Origin of the sequence: Mesorhizobium sp. M0062, assembly GCF_040323125.1 — a bacterium.
GTDB lineage: Bacteria > Pseudomonadota > Alphaproteobacteria > Rhizobiales > Rhizobiaceae > Mesorhizobium.
In genome coordinates this window covers 13,552-32,101 of the sequence record NZ_JAMYUO010000016.1, presented here as the reverse complement: position 1 = coordinate 32,101, position 18,550 = coordinate 13,552, and the positions used below count along the sequence as shown (strand labels likewise).

The window sequence follows — 18,550 nt, the reverse complement described above, 5'->3', positions numbered from 1 at the left end:
GAGTGAGCCATGGCCAGTTCCGTCACCAGCCAGAATTCCAAGCGCGCCGCGGTGCGCAAGGCGCTCGACCGCCACAAGGTCTACGTCACCGCGCAAAGCTTTTCCGGCGGCGTCTACTCGGCCCGCGTGCTGGTCGACGGCGAGGCCTACTGGGTCGACGAATTCCGGCTGAGCCAGCTGCAGCAGGGGCTGTCGCCGGCCGAGCTTGAGTTGATGCCGGCTGCTGACGATTGAGCGTGATCTTCGTTCCTTCGCACCGTGCTGGGAAATCTGAAATGTTGGCGGGACAGCAGTGTGCAGGAACGCTGCGCAGGGAAGGTTCGTCCGCCGCCGCCGCTCCCGCCTGACCCATGCCAACCCCGCCAACACTCAAGGCCTATCGCGCCAAGCGCGAATTTTCGAAGACGCCGGAACCGGCGGGCGGGCTCATTTCAGGCGACGGCAACCGTTTCGTCGTCCACAAGCATCACGCCACCGCCGACCATTACGATTTGCGCCTGCAGGTCGGCGGCGTGCTGAAAAGCTGGGCGGTGCCGCGCGGGCCCTCGCTCAACCCGGCCGACAAGCGGCTTGCAGTCGAGACCGAGGACCATCCGCTCGAATATATCGACTTCGAGGGCGTCATTCCCGAAGGCGAATATGGCGGCGGGCCAATGATCGTCTGGGACACCGGCACCTGGGCACCGATGGACGATGTCGACAAGAGCCTGCGCACCGGCGCCTTCAAGTTCCGGCTGGCCGGCGACAAGTTGAATGGCGGCTGGATGCTGACCCGTCTGAAGCCCAAGCCCGGCGAAGACAGCGAGAAGAAAAACTGGCTGCTGTTCAAGGAGCGCGATCTCGCCGCCGATACCGGCCTCGACATCTTGGAAGCGCGGCCGGAAAGCGTGAAGTCCGGCAAGCGGATCGAGGAGCTGGTGGCGCCGCCGAAGAAGCCGGCCCGCCTGCCGCCCAAACCCGGCGCGCTGAAACCCGGCGCGCTGCCCGGCGCTGTCAGGGGCGATCCGCCGTCGCGCATCGAGCCGCAGCTCGCCACGCAGGTGCCGAAGCCACCGGGTGGGCCAGTGGAAGACACAGGTGAACTCTGGTTGCACGAAATAAAATTCGACGGCTACCGTACCATGGCGCATATCGCCGATGGCGAGGTCAGGCTGATCACCCGCGGCGGCATCGACTGGACGAAGCGTTACGGCGACCTGCCGCAAGCCTTTTCCCGGCTACCGCTCAGCCAGGCGATCATCGACGGCGAGATCATGGTGCTGGACGAGAAGGGCATCTCGCGTTTCGCGCTGCTGCAGGATGCGCTGTCGGCGGGTGCGGGCAGCAAGCTCCATTTCTATGCCTTCGACCTGCTGCATCTCGACGGCTGGGACCTCCGCAAGGCGCCGCTCGCAAACCGCAAGGCCCTGCTCGCCGAACTGCTAGCCGGGCAGGGCGCCAACTCCGCCATCCAGCTGAGCGACCATGTCGAAGGCGACGGACAGGGGCTGTACGATCAGGCCTCGATCCTTGGGCTGGAAGGCGTCGTCTCCAAGCGCGCCAACGCCATCTACCAGAGCGGCCGCACGAAGAGCTGGACCAAGGTCAAAGCGCTTGAGACCGGCGATTTCATCATCGCCGGCTACACCGTTTCCGACGCGGCCGAAGGACTGGCGGCAATCGGCATGGCTGAATTCGCGGATGGTGAACTGCACTATCGCGGCAAGGTTGGCACCGGCTTCGATGCCGCGACGGCGGGCGACTTGCTGGCCCGGCTGCAGCCGCTGCGCGACGGCGCGACAGCACCCGAGGGTGTGCCGCGCGAGATCATGCGCGAGATGAAATGGGTGCGGCCGATGCTGTCGGCCCGCATCCACTACGCCAACCGAACGGCGGACAATTCGCTGCGCCACGGTGTGTTTCGGGGCTTGCGCGATGTCGGCCTGTCGACGCCGGTGTCGCCGAAGCGCAAGCGGCTGATCGCCGAAGCCGATCTCGCAACCATCTGGGTGACCAATCCGGAGCGGCGGCTGTTCGGCAAGACCGGACCGACCAAACTCGACATCGCCGTCTATTACGCGCTGGTCGGCGATTTCATGCTGCCGCACATTATGGGCCGCCCGGTGTCGCTGGTGCGCTGCCCGACGGGCCTGCCGAAGGACTGTTTCTTCCAGCGCCACGCCTTCACCGGCATGCCGCCGTCGGTGGTCACTTTTGACGCCACCAACTTCGAAGGTGAAACCAAATCCTATCTGTCGGTCGAGGGAGCAAAAGGCTATCTGGCACTCGCGCAGTTCGGCGTAGTTGAGTTCCACACCTGGGGCACGCATCGCTTGAGCCTCGACAAGCCCGACCAGATCGTTTTCGATCTCGATCCGGGTGAGGGCATCGCCTGGCGCGAGGTGGTCGAGGCCGCCGTCCACATCAAGGGCGAATTGGAGCGGTTCGGCCTGGTGCCGTTCGCCAAGACATCCGGCGGCAGCGGCATCCACATAACCGTGCCGGTGACGCAAAAGCAGTACTGGAAGAAGCTGCACCAGGCGACCAGCGCCATCTCCACGCACCTGGCGGCCACCGCGCCCGACACTTTCACCACCACAATGGGCAAGGAAAACCGCAAGCGCCGCATCTTCATCGACTATCACCGCAACGCGCGCGGCCACACCTCCGCGGCGCCTTATTCGCTGCGCGCCCGCACCAACCTGCCGGCGTCGACGCCGGTGAGCTGGAGCGACCTTGAGACGATCGATGCGCCGCAGGATCTGAACTATTCCTCGCTGCCGGGGTTGTTGGCGACCTCGGGCGACCCCTGGGCGGACATGGAGGATTTCGCGAGGGATTTGCCGGCCTTCAAATAAGGTTTTTCTCCCCATTTCATGGGGGCGAGGAACCCAAGTCCATCGACGCTTCGGACAATTTGAATTATTCTCGGCCTTGGACCTTCAGGGCGACTGGAAGATTTCGCTAGGGATTTGCCTGTATCGTGCCCGGTCGGTGTAGGATTTCCGCAGCACCATTCGTCCTTTGGACGAAGCGCTGCAGTAAGCATGATCCCGAAACGTGGGAACGGTTTTCGGAGAAGATCATGCTCAGTCTGAAATGTCAGTGCGTGGCCGCGTAGGAGAGTATCATGGCGCCCAGGGCAAGTTGGAAAGGTTACCTCAAGCTCAGCCTCGTCAGCTGTCCGGTCCGGCTCTATCCGGCAACGACGACCAGCGAGCGCATATCGTTCAACCAATTGCACAAGAAGACCCACAACCGCATCAACATGAAGCCGGTCGACCCTGAACTCGGCCTGGTCGAGCGCGCGGACTTGGTCAAGGGTTACGAATACGAGGACAAGCAGTACATCATCATCGACGAGGCCGACCTCGAAGCAGTGCGCATCGAATCCAATCACACGATGAACATCGAGGCCTTCGTCGACGAAGACGAGGTCGACGTCATTTATCAGGATGCGCCGTACTACATGGCGCCGGATGGCGCCATGGCGGAGGAAACCTTCGCCGTGCTGCGCGAGGCAATGCGCAAATCCGGCAAGCTGGCCATTGCCCGCCTTGTCCTGTCCAGCCGCGAGCGCGTGGTGACGATCGGCGCGCGCGAGAACGGCATGTTCGTGTGTACGTTGAGGAACCCGAACGAAGTGCGCGGCACGGCTGAATATTTCGGCAACATCCCGGCTGGCAAGCCGGATCCCGAAATGCTGCAATTGGCCGAAGCGCTGATCAAGCAGAAGGAAACCACCTTCGATCCGAAGAATTATGAGGACCGCTACGAGATCGCGCTGATGACGATGATCCGCGAGAAACTGAAGGGCCATAAGCCGATCATTGCGGCGGCGCCCGAGCGTGGCAATGTCATCAACCTCATGGACGCGTTGAAGGCGAGCCTGTCGCAATCAGCCAAGCCGCCGGCCAAGTCGAAGAGCAAGGCCGACGACGCTGAAAAACCTGCCGCCAAGGGTAAGGCGGGTGCGGCCAAGGAAAACCCGTTGAAGGCCAATCTGCTCAAGGCCGTCGGCAAGAGCAAGGGGTGACGGCGCCGACCGGTATAATCCCGGGCACCGTCTTCGGCGCCATCGGCGCGCTGGCGGCATTTCCGCTGCGGCTCGCGGCCCGTGAGGTGGAGCGTCAGCACGGCCAGTTGCGGCGCGGCGTCACCAGGCGCACCAGCCATGTTGTGTTCGGCCGAACGCTGATCGCCAAGGCCGGCACGGCGAAGGGCGGCGATGCCGAGATCGAGCGCCGGGTTGCAGCCGAGGGCTCCGCTGGCCGAACACTCCTTAGCGAAAATGGCTTCCTGCGCCTGCTTGGTCTGATGAAGGCGCCGGAGGCGTCTTCGCTGTCCAGGCAGTCTCTCGTCGACCAGTCCAGACTGTCCGGTGCCGACCTCGACCTGCTCAGCCTGTTCGACGCCTTCGAGCACGATTGTGAACCCTACTCGTTCCGCGATCTGATCCTTGCCCGCAAATATGCCGGGCTGGTCGCCGGCGGTGCATCCTGGGGCGCGATCGCGCGCTCCGTGCATCGCTCCGGTCCGGTCGCTTCGCTCACCGCCAAATCGCTCAATGTCGGCTCGCAGCATGGCCGGCCCGATCAGATCTATCTCGAGGATGGCCAGAGCGAACTCGACGGCCAGCTGCTGTTCGATCTCGGCAGCGCAAGCGCAGCCGGCGACGACACGCTGGAAGAATTGTTCGCCGAGGCTGAAAGCGCGGAAGAGGAGGGCCGGGACGACGATGCCGCGGCGCTCTACCAACGCTGCCTCAGCATCGATCCGAGCGACGCCATCGCCGCGTTCAACCGCGCCAATTGCTTGCGTGGCGCCGGTCGCGTGGCCGACGCGGCGCATGACTATGCAAGAGCGATCAAGCTCGATCCGGCGTTCGTCGAGGCCTGGTTCAACCTCGCCGGGCTGATGAGCGACGAAGGCAAGATCGCCTCGGCGCGCCGGCATCTGGTCAAGGCCATCGCGCTCGACAAGAGCTACGCCGATCCAGTGTTCAACCTCGCCCGGCTGGAGTTCGACGCCGGCAATCTGACCGAAGCCCGCCGCCACTGGGTGCGCTATCTCGAACTCGATGCTGACAGCGAATGGGCGCGCACTGCGCAAAAGGGGATACAGTTCGTCGATCTGCAGCTGGCGCGGACGGCGGGGTGAGGCGCAATGGCAGCGCACCCCATGACCGCCTTCCTCTTCGACGGTAACGAAACCGCCGCGGTCACCATCTTGCTAGCCCACGGCGCCGGCGCGTCGATGGATTCGCCTTCGATGACCGCCACCGCCAAGGCGCTGGCCACCGCCGGCTTCCAGGTCGCGCGCTTCGAATTTCACTATATGGCGGCCCGCCGCTATGGCCAGCGCAAGCCGCCACCGCACGCCGAAACGGTCAACCCGGAATACATCAAGGCCATCGCCGATCTGAGGGCGAGGGGCGTCGCTGGTCCGCTCATCATCGGCGGCAAGTCGATGGGCGGGCGCGTCGCCTCGATGGTCGCCGACGAGATGTTCGCCAAGGGCGAGATTTCGGGCCTCGTCTGCCTCGGCTATCCCTTTCATCCGCCGGCCAAGCCCGAGCAACTCAGGACAAAACATCTCGCCGACCTCAAGACGCCGACGCTGATCTTCCAGGGCACCCGCGACGAGTTCGGCACGAAAGAAGAGGTCGCGACCTACGGCCTTTCCAAAGCCATCGAGGTGATCTGGCTGGAGGATGGCGACCACGACCTGAAGCCGCGCAAGAGCGTGTCGGGGTTTTCGACCGCCGATCATCTGAAGACGCTGGCCGGGACGGTGAAGGCGTGGACAGGGCGGATCGTTTCCTGATCGCCAAATGAAAATCGCCACCTTCAATATCAACAACGTCAACAGCCGGCTGCAAAACCTGCTGGCGTGGCTGGCGGCAGCCAAGCCCGATGTCGTCTGCCTGCAGGAGCTGAAGGCGCGCGACCTGCAGTTTCCGCGCACGGCACTGGCCGACGCCGGCTATGGCGCGGTGTGGAAGGGCGAGCCGACCTGGAACGGCGTTGCCATACTGGCGCGAGGAGCCGAGCCGGTGCTGACCCGTGACGAACTGCCCGGCGATACCGCCGACAAGCAGAGCCGTTACGTCGAGGCGGCGGTGTCGGGCGTCGTCATCGCCTGTCTCTACGCGCCCAACGGCAACCCGCAGCCGGGGCCGAAATTCCAGTACAAGCTGGCCTGGCATGAAAGGCTGGAGGCGCATGCCGCAGAACTCTTCGACACCGGCCTGCCGGTGGCGCTGGTCGGCGACTACAACATCGTGCCCGAGCCGCGCGACATCTACGCCACCCGCTCCTATGACGACAACGCGTTGGTGCAGCCGGAAAGCCGGGCGTCGTTCCAGCGTCTGCTCGAGCAGGGCTGGACCGATGCGCTGCGCAAGAAGCATCCGAAGGAAACGCTCTACACATTCTGGGACTACCGCCGCAACCGCTGGCCGCGCGATGCCGGGCTGCGGCTCGACCACATCTTGCTGTCGAAGAAACTGGCGCGCCGCCTCACCGCTGCCGGCATCGACCGCGATGTCAGAGGTGAGGACGGCGCCAGCGACCACGCGCCGGTATGGGTCGAATTGAAGTGAATTTGGCTGCGTGATCGCGCCCACTTTCGTGGGCGCAGTTTTGCGCTATTTGTTTCGCTGCGGCGGCCGCATGATGAGCAAGGTGCGGCACCGGAGGGGGAGTCCGATGGACAGGTTGGCCGAAAGGCTGTTTGCGCTTCCGCTGCTGGCGGCCGCTTTGGCTTGTCTGGTGCGGGCGTATCTGCTGCTCGGCGACAGAGATTTCAGCTGGAGCGGGATCGATCACATGCTGCACGGCCCAGCCACGCTGCGACCGGTGGTGTTCCTGACCGTCGGCGGGCTTTGCCTGCTTGGCGCCCTGTTGTTCTGGGCCGGACTGCTGCCGGGTCGGCGAAGCCAGCCTGCTGGAACGCCGCTTTTTGGCCGCGACGCCGAGATCGACCCAAAGGGCCGCCCCGGTCTGCGGCGCGCCTTCCTCATGTTGCCGGTGCTCGCCGTGTTGGCGCTGCTGGCCGACCACTTCCCTTGGGCGCGTGACGCCGGCCCGGGCGCTGAGGTCGTCGCCCCGAGGGAGCCCAAAGCCGAGCCGAAGGGCCAGGATATCGCCGGCGTCCCACCGGACCTGGCGACGCCGGCGGTTCCACCGAGTTCGCCGCCGCTCGCCTCGCCTCCCGAGCCAACCCCGCCTGAGCAGGCTGCCAAACCGCCCGAGCCGGCGCAGCCTACGCCTCCGGCTGCTCCCCCTCAGCCGCCACAAGTCGCACTCGCTCCGGCGACACCGCCACCGGAGACTGCTCCACCGCCGGCTCCGGCCACGCCACCGCAAACCGTCGCGCCGTTGCCGCCGCCTCCGCCGGCGCTGCCGACCGAGCCCGACGGCCACCGCGACGCCGTCGTCTGGCTCGCCGTCTCGGCCGATGGCCGCGACGTCATGAGCGCCAGCACCGACCACATGATCAAGCTCTGGGACATCGCCGGCAAGCGGCTGATCCGCAACCTTGGTGAACACAAGGACATGGCGCGCACGGCGCTGTTCATGCCCGACGGCGCAACCGCGCTGACCGCCGGCGACGATGGCGAGATCGTGCTGCGAAAGCTTGCCGACGGCACGGTGCTGCATGTCTTCTCGTCGGGCGCGAATGGCGGCGTGCGTAAGCTGGCGATCAGCCCGGACGGCAAGCGCGCCGTCAGTGGCCACGACACCGGCAACGTCATCGTCTGGGATCTCGTCAACAAATCGGTGCTGCATGTGATGATCGGACATGACTGGCCGATCAGCACGGTCGCAATCTCGCCCGACGGCACGCGCGCGCTGAGCGGCTCCATCGACGGCACGCTGAAATTCTGGGACGTCGAAAGCGGCAAGCAATTGCGAAGCTGGCACGGCCACGAGCAGGGCATTTACGGCGCCGTCTTCACCGCCGACGGCCATCATGTCGTCACCGGCAGCGGCGACTACACGATCAAGCTCTGGGACCTCGACACGTTTAGGGAATTGCGCCGCTTCGAGGGTCACGAAGGCACCGTCTATACCCTGGCGCTGTCGGCCGACGGCAAGCGCTTGGCCTCCGGCTCGCTCGACGGCACGGCGCGGCTGTGGGATGTCGGCACCGGCGGCCAGACCGCCATGTTCGACAGCCGCACCGGCCCGATCTACGCCGTTGCCTTCGCCACCGACGGCACGCTGCTCACCGGCGGCGACGATCGCACCATCAGGGATTGGCCGGCGGCTGGCGGCGATGGCGAGATCCTCTTTGCCGGCGCGGCGCAGTAGCGATATCAAATGCTTTGGATATTCCAGAACAGCCTGGCTTGCGCTATGAATTACTGGTGGCTGCAAATGGATTGGGGACCGTGAGCAACAACGACTGGGCGCCCAAAGTGGATACACCTGTCTACAGCCCGCCCAAGTCGCGTCGCCGAGGGGTCCTTACCGTCGTTCTGGTGTTGCTGGCGGCTTTTGTGCTGCTCGGTCCTGGCCGAAATTACTATGTGCAGTGGTCAGCCATTAAGAAGATTCAAGCGGCTGTCCTGGCAAAGGATTATCGCGAGCAATTCCATCAGATCTCCGTGCTGGCCGACATGGGAAATGCTGACGCACAGTACAATCTGGGATTATTGTACTGGCGTGGCCAGGGTATTGCCCAAAATGACAGGCAGGCGACCTACTGGTGGGGCAAAGCAGCCGAGCAAGGAAATTCAGATGCGGCATCCTTGCTCGCCCAGGCCTATTCCCATGGCCGAGGTGTCGAAAGAAACGACCAACTGGCGTTAAAATTTGCCACACAGTCGGCCGACAAGAGCAACGCGAATGGTTACTATGCCATCGGCACCCTGTACGCGCAGGGCCAAGGTGTTCCGCAAAGCTATGAGCAAGCTCTCTCCTGGTGGCGCAAGGCAGCCGATGGCGGCAGTACCGAAGCTGCTTACTGCATCGGTCGATCCTATTATCTCGGTGAAGGCGTCGAGAAGGACGATCAACTCGCCGTGATGTGGGTGCGAAAGGCGGTCGACATGGGTGAGCCGAATGCCCAGTCTTTGTTGGGCACGCTGTATTCGCTTGGTCACGGCGTCGGTCAGGATGACCGCCTGGCCTTCGAATGGTGGATGAAAGCCGCGATCGCCGGTGTGCCGGAAGCGCAATACTCATTAGCAAATGCGTATGAATTGGGAAAAGGCATCGGCAAGGACGACGCCCAGTCGTTCGCCTGGTTGGTCAAGGCGGCGGAACAGGACAATGTCCGGGCGCAGTCTGCGCTGGCCTTTGCCTATGCTACGGGCAAGGGCATTGCCAAAAGTGATGCCGAAGCATCGTCCTGGTGGCTGAAGGCGGCGAGCCAGGGAGACGCCTATGCGCAGGCGAACCTCGGCCTTGCATATTGGACGGGCGCCGGACTGACTCAGAGCGACGCTGATGCCGTTTCGTGGTGGCTCAAGGCCGCAAAGCAGGGGGACGTTTCGTCTGAACTGTACCTGGCTGTTGCGTATGCCCGCGGCAGAGGGATAGCCAAGGATGAAAAATCCGCCGAATTCTGGTTGCTGGAGGCAGCCAAGGCGGGAAATGTCGAAGCAGAACTCAACCTTGGCAAGCTTTATTACACCGGGATCGGCGGCAAGCCGAACTATCCGGAATCTGCCAAGTGGTTTTCCACATCGGCAAGCCACGGAAACGCCGAGGCCAGGACCTTCCTCGAAATGATGAAGGAAAAAGGCCAGTTCGACAGCAAGACGCTGTGAGCTCAGGGTCAGGCAACGCCGATGACGTCGGTGAGGTCGTGTCATATAATGGACATCGGCAGCGGATACCAAAACTGTCTTTCATCAGTCAATTTCGGAGGCCACTTATGCCTGCTGGCCATCTCCCCACTTGGGGGAGATCAGCAGCGTCGCCGTCACGCCTTCCGTTTGAGGCGTGACACTCGCATCGCACGATGCGAAGACTCATTTGCCGCTGCATCTCGAGAATCCCATGCCCAACCTCCACATCGTCGAAGCCTCGATTGCCGATCTGCGGCGCGCGTTGGAAGACGGTACCGTCACCAGCGTCGAGCTGGCCGGCGCGTATTTCAGGCGCATCGCGCACTACGACCGCCATGGCATTGCGCTCAATGCCGTGCCGGTGCTTAACCCGGCAATGTTCGAGGAGGCGGCGGCGTCCGACCTGCGCCGCCGCAAAGGCGCTTCCCTCGGGCCGCTCGACGGCATCCCCTACACCGCCAAGGACAGCTATAAGGTGAAGGGCCTGACGGTGGCCGCCGGCTCGCCCGCCTTCGAGCATCTCGTCGCCAATGAGGACGCCTTCACCATTGCCAGGCTGCGGGCCGGCGGCGCGGTGCTGATCGGGCTGACCAACATGCCGCCAATGGCGAATGGCGGCATGCAGCGCGGCGTCTATGGCCGCGCCGAAAGCCCCTACAATGCAGATTACCTGACCGCCGCCTTCGCTTCCGGCTCGTCCAACGGTTCCGGCACCGCGACCGCTGCGAGCTTTGCCGCTTTCGGGCTGGGCGAGGAGACATGGTCTTCCGGCCGCGCGCCGGCGTCCAACAATGCACTTGTCGCCTACACGCCGTCGCGCGGCGTCATTTCGGTCAGGGGCAACTGGCCGCTGGTGCCGACCATGGATGTGGTGGTGCCGCACACGCGCGGCATCGCCGACATGCTGGAACTGCTCGACGTGATCGTCGCCGACGATGCCGAGACGCGCGGCGATTTCTGGCGTGTGCAGCCCTGGGTGTCGATCGCGAAGAGCGCTGCTCTCAGGCCGCCAAGCTACACTGCGCTCCAACTGCAAGGCTCATTACAAGGCAAACGCCTCGGCGTGCCGAAAATGTATATCGGCCGCGATGGCGGCGCGCCCAAACCCATCGAGACCCGCGCCTCGGTGCTCGACCTCTGGCGGCAGGCGGCGCGTGATCTGGAAAAGCTCGGCGCGGAGGTGGTCGAGGTCGATTTCCCCGTCGTCTCGAACTATGAGCGCGACCGTCCGGGCACAAAAACCATGGTCGAACGCGGGCTGGTGCCGGAAGCATTCGCCGAGCGCGAAATCTGGGATCTCTGCATCTGGGGCTGGGACGATTTCCTGCGCGCCAATGCCGACCCGGCCATCCCCGACCTGGCCACGGTCGACGGGCCAAAAATCTTCCCGCGGCCGCCGGGCGCGCTGCCGGACCGCTATGGCGACGACGGTTTCGATCTGGCCGACTACGTCACGAGCGCCAAGCAGGGCGTGATGCCATTGCTGGATATCCCAACGCTGGCGGAAGGTCTGAAGGGATTGGAGGCCACGCGGCGCATCGACTTCGAGGACTGGCTGGACGAGCACAGGCTCGACGCCGTCGTGCTGCCGGCGGTCGCCGATGTCGGCCCGGCCGATGCCGACGTCAACGAGACCTGTGCAGCAATCGCCTGGCGCAACGGCACCTGGGTCGCCAACGGCAATCTGGTCTGGCGTCATCTCGGCATCCCGACCGTCACCGTGCCGATGGGAACGATGGCCGATATCGGCATGCCGGTCGGGCTGACCTTTGCGGGCAAGGCCTATGATGATGCGGAGTTGCTGCGGCTCGCCGGCGATTACGAGCGCGCCACCCAACCCCGCACCAGCCCGCCGCGCACGCCGGAATTGCCGGACGATGTGTTTGCGGGGCGGCCTGGTGGATTGCGGGCCAGCGATGCGCCGGCGCCGAGGCTTACGCTTGTTGCCGAGACGATGCGGCGAGGAGACCAGGCCGAGATCGCCGTGACGGTTGAACTCGATGCGGAGACCGCTGGCGTCAAGGTTCACGTCAATGGCGAACCGGTCGCTCTGCGGCGCAGCGGCACAAGCTTTCACGGTCGCATCCTGGTGCCCGCCGGCGAGCACGAAAGAATGCACAGTGTGTGGCGAGGCGCTTACGGCTCGATCGTTACGGCCGTCATCCGGCTGGAGGATGGACGCACGGCTGGTGCTTACGTGGTCGCGGGTGGAATCGGGTGAGGTACATGTAATCTCCCCAAGGGGGAGATCAGCAGCTTCGCCGTCTTGACCCTCCCATCGCCCGCGTTATCTTCGCGCCATGCCAAACCTCGCTCCCCTCATCGTCATCGACCTCCAGACCAACATGTTCGACGGCCGCGTCGAGCCGCCGATCCACGATGCGCCTGGCATAGCCGAGCGTACCTGCTCGCTGATCGACTGGGCGCGGCGCGAGGGGCGCAAGGTTGCTTTCGTCAGGCATGACGGGCCGGCCGGCGATCCGCTGGCGCCCGGCGAGCCGGGTTGGCCGGTATGGCCGGAACTCGGCCAGGCCAAGGACGAGCCGACATTCTCCAAGACCGTCCGCAACGCCTTCTCGAATGCCGAGCTTGGCGCCTGGGTGGCCGGGCAAGGGGTCGGCGAAGTCGTGCTTGCCGGAGCGCAAACCGATTTCTGCATCGCCGGCACCGTTGAGGGCGCCCTGGCCGAAGGCTTCGGCGTCACTGTCGTTTCCGATGCGCACTCGACGCTGGACACTGAAGGCGAAACCGCGACCGAGATCATCGCCCGGTACAATGCGGACTTCACCGATGCCGGCGTCACGCTGGTGACGACGAAGGCGCTGACCGGCGACTGAAGCACCGCGCTTCGAAGAGTGGGAGACTGCCGTGCCAACCCTGAAATTGCCGGCCGAAGGCGGATGCCGCTGCGGACGTGTGCGGCTAAAGATTTCCGCAAAACCGCTTTTGACCATGGCTTGCCATTGCATCGGCTGCCAGCGCATGTCGGCCAGCGCCTATTCACTGAGCGCCGCCATTCCCTCGGACGGCTTCGAAATCATGCAAGGCGAGCCGGTGATCGGCGGGCTGCACGGCGCCTCGCGTCATTACTTCTGCCCTTATTGCATGAGCTGGATGTTCACGCGCCCCGAAGGGCTCGACTGGTTCGTCAATCTGCGCCCCACCATGCTTGACGAGCCCGGCTGGTTCACGCCGTTCATCGAGACATGGACCAGCGAGAAACTGCCCTGGGCGACGACGCCGGCGGTGCATAGTTACGAGGCGCTGCCGGCCTTCGAGGCGTATGAGGGGCTGGTGGCCGAGTTTGCTGAAACTGCGAATCTCCCCCCTTGAGGGGGAGATGGCCAGCAGGCCAGAGGGGGTCGGTGCGACTGGGCTCGACGTCCTTGCTGCAGATGGAAGGTTGGCGCCTCACGCGCGGCGACCCCCTCTGTCGCCTTCGGCGACATCCTCCCCCTCGAGGGGGGAGATAAGCCCCGCTAAAAATTTGCATCGAATCGATTGCGCAAACGTTTCGATCGCCCTAAGCTCCCTTAAAATCCGCCATCAGAGCGGACGGGAAACGCAAAAGGGAGGAGCGCTTGCAGGCGCTGATATGTCTTGCCGACAATGGCTGAAGTGGCGCGGCGCGCCGGCGTGTCGGTGTCGACCGTCTCGCATGTCGTCAACAACACGCGCTTCGTTTCGCTGGAAAAGGCGAGGCTGATCAACGACGCCATTGCCGCCATGGGCTACCAGCCCAACGAGCTGGCGCGCTCGCTGAAGGCCTCGACCACCAACAGCGTCGGCCTGGCGATCTCGGCGATCTCCAACCCTTATTTCACCGACATCATCTGCGCGGTCGAGGCCGAATGCGCACGGCTCGGGCTGATGGTCTTCCTGTCGGATACCCAGGAGGATCCCGACCGCGAACTGCAGGTGGTGCGCGCTTTCCATCAGCGCCGCGTCGACGGCGTCATCCTGGCCCCGTCGGGCTCGCCGCAGCGCGCCATCGATTACCTCGCCGACAAGAAGATGCCATGCGTTCTGATCGACCGTTTCGCCGACCAGCGCTTCGACCAGATCGGCGTCGAGAACGAAACGTCGATGCGCGCGCTGATCGACCATGTCGCCTCCTTCGGCCACAAGCGCATCGGCTATATCGCCGGACAGCCCGGCCTGACGACGACGCGCGAGCGCATCGAGGCGTTCCAGGCTTCGCTCGCCGCCAATGGACTTGAGTGCGTGCCGCGCTATCTCTCGGCCGAGAATGTCGACACGGCGGCGGCGACCGCATCCACCCACGCCATCCTGTCGCTGCCGTCGCCACCAACCGCATTGGTCACCGGCAACAACATGACGACGATCGGAGCCGTCCGCGCCATCCGCGAAAAGGGCCTCACCATTCCGGGCGATCTGTCGCTGGCCGGCTTCGACGATTTCGAATGGGCCGATTGTTTCGAACCGCGCCTGACGCTGGTTGCCCAGCCCTGCACCGAGATAGGCAGGCAGGCGGCAGCCCTGCTCAGCGCCCGCATCGCGGCGACCGGTTCAGAGCCACGTTCGGTGCGGCTGCAGGCGACGCTGCGGGCGCGCGCCTCCTGCGGGAGGCCGACCCACACGAGGCTAACATGAGCGCGCCGCTGCTGGTAATGACCGGCGCCGTCAAACGCTTCGGCGGCGTGCAGGCGCTGCGCGGTGTCGACTTCGATCTCAAGGCCGGCGAAATCCATGCGCTGCTCGGCGAAAACGGCGCCGGCAAGTCGACGCTGATGAACCTTTTGTCGGGCGTCTACACGCCGGACGAAGGCACCATCGAGATCGACGGCAAACCCGTGCGTTTCAACAACCCGCGTGAGGCGCAAGCGGCCGGCATCGCCACCATCTTCCAGGAGCTCGACCTGGTGCCGTCGCTGGATGTCGCGGCCAACCTGTTCCTTGGCCGCGAATTGATGCGTCCGGGCGGCTTCCTCGACGTGCCGGCAATGCGCCGCGAGGCCAAGAAGCGGCTGGAAGCCATCGAGATCGCAATCGATCCGGCCGCCATGGTGGCGGACCTGTCGATCGGCCAGCGCCAGGTGGTGGCGATCGTCAAGGCGCTGTCCTACGCCTCGCGCGTGCTGATCATGGACGAGCCGACGGCCGCACTTACCGTCGGCGAAGTCGAGCGGCTGTTCGACATCATGAGAAAACTCGCAGCCACCGGCGTCGGCATCGTCTACATCTCGCACCGGCTGGAGGAAGTGCCCGGCATTGCCGACCGGGTGACGGTAATGCGCGACGGCCGTGTCGCCGGCATCACCGAGCCGCACGCGCCGCAGGCGGAGCTGGTCAGGCTGCTGGTCGGACGTCCCCTGGACGAGCTCTATCCGCAACGCGCCAAGGCCGCGGGCAAGCCGCTGCTCAGCCTGAGGAACGCCAGCTTCAGGCTCGCCCGCGACAGCGCCGGCTGGCAGGCGCCGCAAGGTGTTTCGCTCGATGTCCATGAAGGCGAGATCGTCGGCCTGGCCGGCATTATGGGGGCAGGGCGCACCGAACTGCTCTCCGCGCTCTACGGCACCGGCCTGTCCGGCCGCTGGGAGGGCGAGGTCGCCATATCGGGCAAGCCGGTGAAACTGGATTCGATCAGTGCTGCCCGCCACGCCGGCATCGCCTTCGTCACCGACGATCGCCGGGGCTCGGGCCTGATGCTGCGCATGGCGGTCGGCCTCAATCTGGTGATGTCGGTCATATCCAGAATCTCGCCGAACTGGCTGGTCTCGCCGCGCCGCCAGGCCGAGGCGGTGAAGGAATCCTTCGGTCAGTTCGATATCCGGCCGAAGAACCCCGATATCGCCGTCGGCGCGCTGTCTGGCGGCAACCAGCAGAAGGTGGTGCTGGCCAAGGAGATCCTCGGCAATCCGCGCCTGTTGCTGCTCGACGAGCCGACACGCGGCGTCGATGTCGGCGCCAAGGGCGAGATCTACCAGCGGCTCAGGGCACTCGCGGCGCAAGGGCTCGGCATTCTGGTGGCGTCAAGCGAGATGCCTGAACTGATCGGTCTGTGCGACCGCATCGTGGTGCTGCGCCAGGGGCGCAATGTGGCGGAATTCATGGGCGGCGTCGACGAGCACACGGTGCTGGCCGCGGCTAACGGCAGGGAGGCCTGATGTCTCAGGACAACAACCCAGTGGCAGCGAGCCCGGTGATGGCGGCGCCTCAAAAGCATCGCGACCCGCTGGCGCTCATCGTGCGCTTCCAGAGCCTGATCGGCCTGGTGCTGGTGGCGATCGGCGGCATCATCTTCTCGCCGCGCCGCCACGGCGAGATCCTGTTCCTCAACCCAGACAACATCGCCAACATCGTGCGCGCCGTGTCGGAGACCGGCATCATCGCCATCGGCATGACCTTCGTCATCATCACCGCCGGCATCGACCTGTCGGTCGGCGCGGTGCTTGGCCTGTCCAGCGTCGTCACCGCCTCGATGATGATCTCCGGCGGCTTCGGCCTGATCCCCACCATCCTCGCCGTGCTCGCTTTGGGCATCGTCTTCGGCGCCATCCAGGGCACCATCTCGACGCGTTTCAGGCTGGAACCGTTCATCGTCACGCTGGCTGGCCTGCAGGCCGCGCGCGGCTTGGCGCTGGTCGTCTCCGGCAACCAGTACATCAACATTTCCTATGGCGAAGGGCCGGGCCTGGCGCCGCCGGTGTTCGCCGTGCTGGGCGAGCGGCTGTTCAACAACACCGTGCCGGTGGCGACGCTTGTGTTCGTCGTCTTTGCCGCGATCGCCACCATCGTGCTCAACACCACGCGCTTCGGCCGCTATGTCTTTGCCGTCGGCGGCAATGAGCGCGCCGCGCGCATATCCGGCGTGCCGGTCTCGATGGTGAAGATATCGGTCTATGCCATCACCGGCTTTGCCGCTGCACTCGCCGGCATCGTCCATGCCGGCCAGTTCAATTTCGGCAGCGCCAATGACGGCATGGGCTATGAGCTGACGGCCATAGCCGCCGTGGTCATCGGTGGCACCAGCCTGTTTGGCGGCGCCGGCTCGATGGTCGGCACCGTCGCCGGCACCATCATGCTGGGCGCGCTCGCCAACATCCTGCAGCTCAACAACATCACCCCCGCCATGCAGCTGCTCGCGACCGCCGCGATCATCGTTTTGGCGGCAGTGCTTCAGTCCCTCGTTCGCCGCCGCGAGGGGTTGGGTCGTTAGTGCATGTCGCGCAAAAGGTTTTGCGATGACGACATGCACAAACAAACAAGGAGGAGACGGCAACACGTGAACGTCAAACCAAGGTCTGGCCCCCCGGCCGGACGAGGAGGAGAGTGAGTTATGAAAACGACACTAAGAGGATCGACCCTCAAGGCCGTGCTGCTGGCCGGCGCTGGCCTGTGCATTGCCGGCTCCGCTTACGCCGCCGAGCCGCTGGTGAAAGCCTGCGCCAAGGACGGCCAGTTCGTCATCGGCTTTTCGCAGGCCAACAATGCCGAGCCCTACCGCCAGCACGTCAATGACGAGCTTGAGGCGGCCGCCAAGGAAGTGCCCGGCTTCACGCTGCAGATCGCCGACGGCGCCGGCAACGTCAACACGCAGACCTCGCAGGTCGACAATTTCATCACCCAGAAGGTCGACATCCTGCTGATCTCGCCCTTCGAGGCGGCACCGCTGACGCCGGCGGTGAAGCGCGCCATGGATGCCGGCATCCCGGTAATCGAGCTTGACCGCAAGACGGTCGGCGACCCCGGCAAGGACTACACCGCCTTCATCGGCGGCGACAATTTCAAGATCGCCGAGGAAGCCGGCAAATACACCGCCAAGACGCTGCTGCCCGATGGCGGCGAGGCGGCGGTGCTGCAAGGCCTGCCGAGCTCGACGCCGGCGGTGGAGCGCCTCAACGGCTTCAAGGAAGGCGTGAAAGGCAACCCGAAGGTCCAGATCGTCGCCGAGCAGGCCGCCGACTGGGTGCCGGACAAAGCGCAGGTCGCCTTCGCCGCCATGCTGCAGGCGCACCCCGACATCAAGGTGCTCTACGCCTCCAACGACATGATGGCCGCCGGCGCGCTGCTCGCCGCCAAGGGGGCGGGCAAGGACGTCAAGATCATCGGCACCGATGGCCTGCCAGGCCCGGCCGGCGGCATCGAAGCCGTGGCCAAGGGCGACTGGGTCGCAACCTTCACCTACCCGACCGGCGCCAAGGAAGCGATCGAAATGTCGAAAAAGATCCTGCTCGACTGCGCGACCGAGGTGGACAAGACGGTGACGGTGGAGACCACCGCGATCACGGCCGAGAATGCCAAGCAGCTGATGGGGAAGTGAGGGGGCGGAGTCCGGCACTGAGGTTTGTGAGCAAGGCCCCGGAAGGGGCCTTGTTTGTTTTTGGCGCTTTGCACCGACGGTCTGATCGGTATGGTGTATCAGCGAATCTGTGTTAGGCGCCGCTCGATCAACCAAAGGACGACACCAGTGAGCGAACCGACCGTGGCCCAGGCGACCGAGAGCATCTATGCCTCGCTCAAGGCGGACAATGCCGACATCGACGCCCATATCGCGACGCTGAAGGCGGCGCTGGCACGCGAAGACATAAAACAGGCGGTGTTCGACCCGGCCAAACTGATGCAGAACAACCGCCAGGGCCGCAAGCTGATGCAGGCCTATTTTCGCCAGCGCGGCGTGAGCGTGAGCTTTTCGGAGTAGGGCGGGCGCACCGCTCTACGACAGCAAAAGCGGTGAGTGGCAGCTTCGCGCCTCATCTCGGCCATTGAGCTGGCTTGGACTGATCTTATGGGCGGACGTCCAAGCGC

At 64.6% G+C, this 18,550-nt stretch carries 16 protein-coding genes; all 16 read left to right on the top strand.

The window, feature by feature from the left end; translation table 11 throughout:
• The first annotated feature begins 9 nt into the window (after positions 1-9).
• Complete coding sequence (locus tag NKJ64_RS19235) at positions 10-234, top strand: hypothetical protein (RefSeq protein ID WP_023689819.1); 225 nt, start codon at positions 10-12, stop codon at positions 232-234.
• Positions 235-350: 116 nt separating this feature from the next.
• Complete coding sequence (ligD, locus tag NKJ64_RS19230; RefSeq protein WP_352463155.1) at positions 351-2,837, top strand: DNA ligase D; 2,487 nt, start codon at positions 351-353, stop codon at positions 2,835-2,837.
• A gap of 272 nt (positions 2,838-3,109) precedes the next feature.
• Positions 3,110-4,015 (top strand): non-homologous end joining protein Ku, encoded by a 906-nt coding sequence (gene ku / locus NKJ64_RS19225; protein ID WP_023685883.1) that lies wholly within the window; start codon positions 3,110-3,112, stop codon positions 4,013-4,015.
• Positions 4,012-5,139 carry a tetratricopeptide repeat protein gene (locus NKJ64_RS19220; RefSeq protein WP_352463154.1) on the top strand — a complete coding sequence of 376 codons (1,128 nt, stop codon included), beginning with the start codon at positions 4,012-4,014 and terminating at the stop codon, positions 5,137-5,139. Before ku ends, NKJ64_RS19220 begins: the two co-directional genes overlap by 4 nt.
• 21 nt (positions 5,140-5,160) lie before the next feature.
• Complete coding sequence (locus tag NKJ64_RS19215; RefSeq protein WP_352463185.1) at positions 5,161-5,805, top strand: alpha/beta hydrolase family protein; 645 nt, start codon at positions 5,161-5,163, stop codon at positions 5,803-5,805.
• A 7-nt stretch (positions 5,806-5,812) separates the two neighbouring features.
• Entirely contained in the window at positions 5,813-6,583 is a 771-nt protein-coding gene (locus NKJ64_RS19210; RefSeq protein ID WP_352463153.1) for an exodeoxyribonuclease III, read from the top strand.
• 106 nt (positions 6,584-6,689) lie between these two features.
• A complete protein-coding gene (locus NKJ64_RS19205) occupies positions 6,690-8,297 on the top strand; it encodes a WD40 repeat domain-containing protein (RefSeq protein WP_352463152.1) in 1,608 nt (535 codons plus the stop codon).
• A gap of 38 nt (positions 8,298-8,335) precedes the next feature.
• Entirely contained in the window at positions 8,336-9,760 is a 1,425-nt protein-coding gene (locus tag NKJ64_RS19200) for an SEL1-like repeat protein (RefSeq protein WP_352463151.1), read from the top strand.
• Between the two features lie 232 nt (positions 9,761-9,992).
• Positions 9,993-12,002: an amidase gene (locus NKJ64_RS19195; protein WP_352463150.1), complete on the top strand. Its 2,010-nt coding sequence runs from the start codon at positions 9,993-9,995 to the stop codon at positions 12,000-12,002.
• Positions 12,003-12,081: 79 nt separating this feature from the next.
• On the top strand, positions 12,082-12,618 hold the full coding sequence (locus tag NKJ64_RS19190; RefSeq protein ID WP_023747809.1) for a cysteine hydrolase family protein: 537 nt from the start codon (positions 12,082-12,084) through the stop codon (positions 12,616-12,618).
• Between the two features lie 31 nt (positions 12,619-12,649).
• Positions 12,650-13,114: a GFA family protein gene (locus NKJ64_RS19185; protein WP_023834497.1), complete on the top strand. Its 465-nt coding sequence runs from the start codon at positions 12,650-12,652 to the stop codon at positions 13,112-13,114.
• A gap of 267 nt (positions 13,115-13,381) precedes the next feature.
• Positions 13,382-14,395, top strand: a complete 1,014-nt coding sequence (locus NKJ64_RS19180) for a LacI family DNA-binding transcriptional regulator (RefSeq protein ID WP_023814831.1) — start codon at positions 13,382-13,384, stop codon at positions 14,393-14,395.
• Positions 14,392-15,909, top strand: a complete 1,518-nt coding sequence (locus NKJ64_RS19175) for a sugar ABC transporter ATP-binding protein (RefSeq protein ID WP_352463149.1) — start codon at positions 14,392-14,394, stop codon at positions 15,907-15,909. Before NKJ64_RS19180 ends, NKJ64_RS19175 begins: the two co-directional genes overlap by 4 nt.
• Complete coding sequence (locus NKJ64_RS19170) at positions 15,909-16,961, top strand: ABC transporter permease (protein WP_023705098.1); 1,053 nt, start codon at positions 15,909-15,911, stop codon at positions 16,959-16,961. Before NKJ64_RS19175 ends, NKJ64_RS19170 begins: the two co-directional genes overlap by 1 nt.
• Positions 16,962-17,081: 120 nt before the next feature.
• Positions 17,082-18,065, top strand: a complete 984-nt coding sequence (locus NKJ64_RS19165; RefSeq protein WP_023689831.1) for a substrate-binding domain-containing protein — start codon at positions 17,082-17,084, stop codon at positions 18,063-18,065.
• A 90-nt stretch (positions 18,066-18,155) separates the two neighbouring features.
• On the top strand, positions 18,156-18,443 hold the full coding sequence (locus tag NKJ64_RS19160) for a hypothetical protein (RefSeq protein WP_352463148.1): 288 nt from the start codon (positions 18,156-18,158) through the stop codon (positions 18,441-18,443).
• Positions 18,444-18,550: the final 107 nt, after the last annotated feature.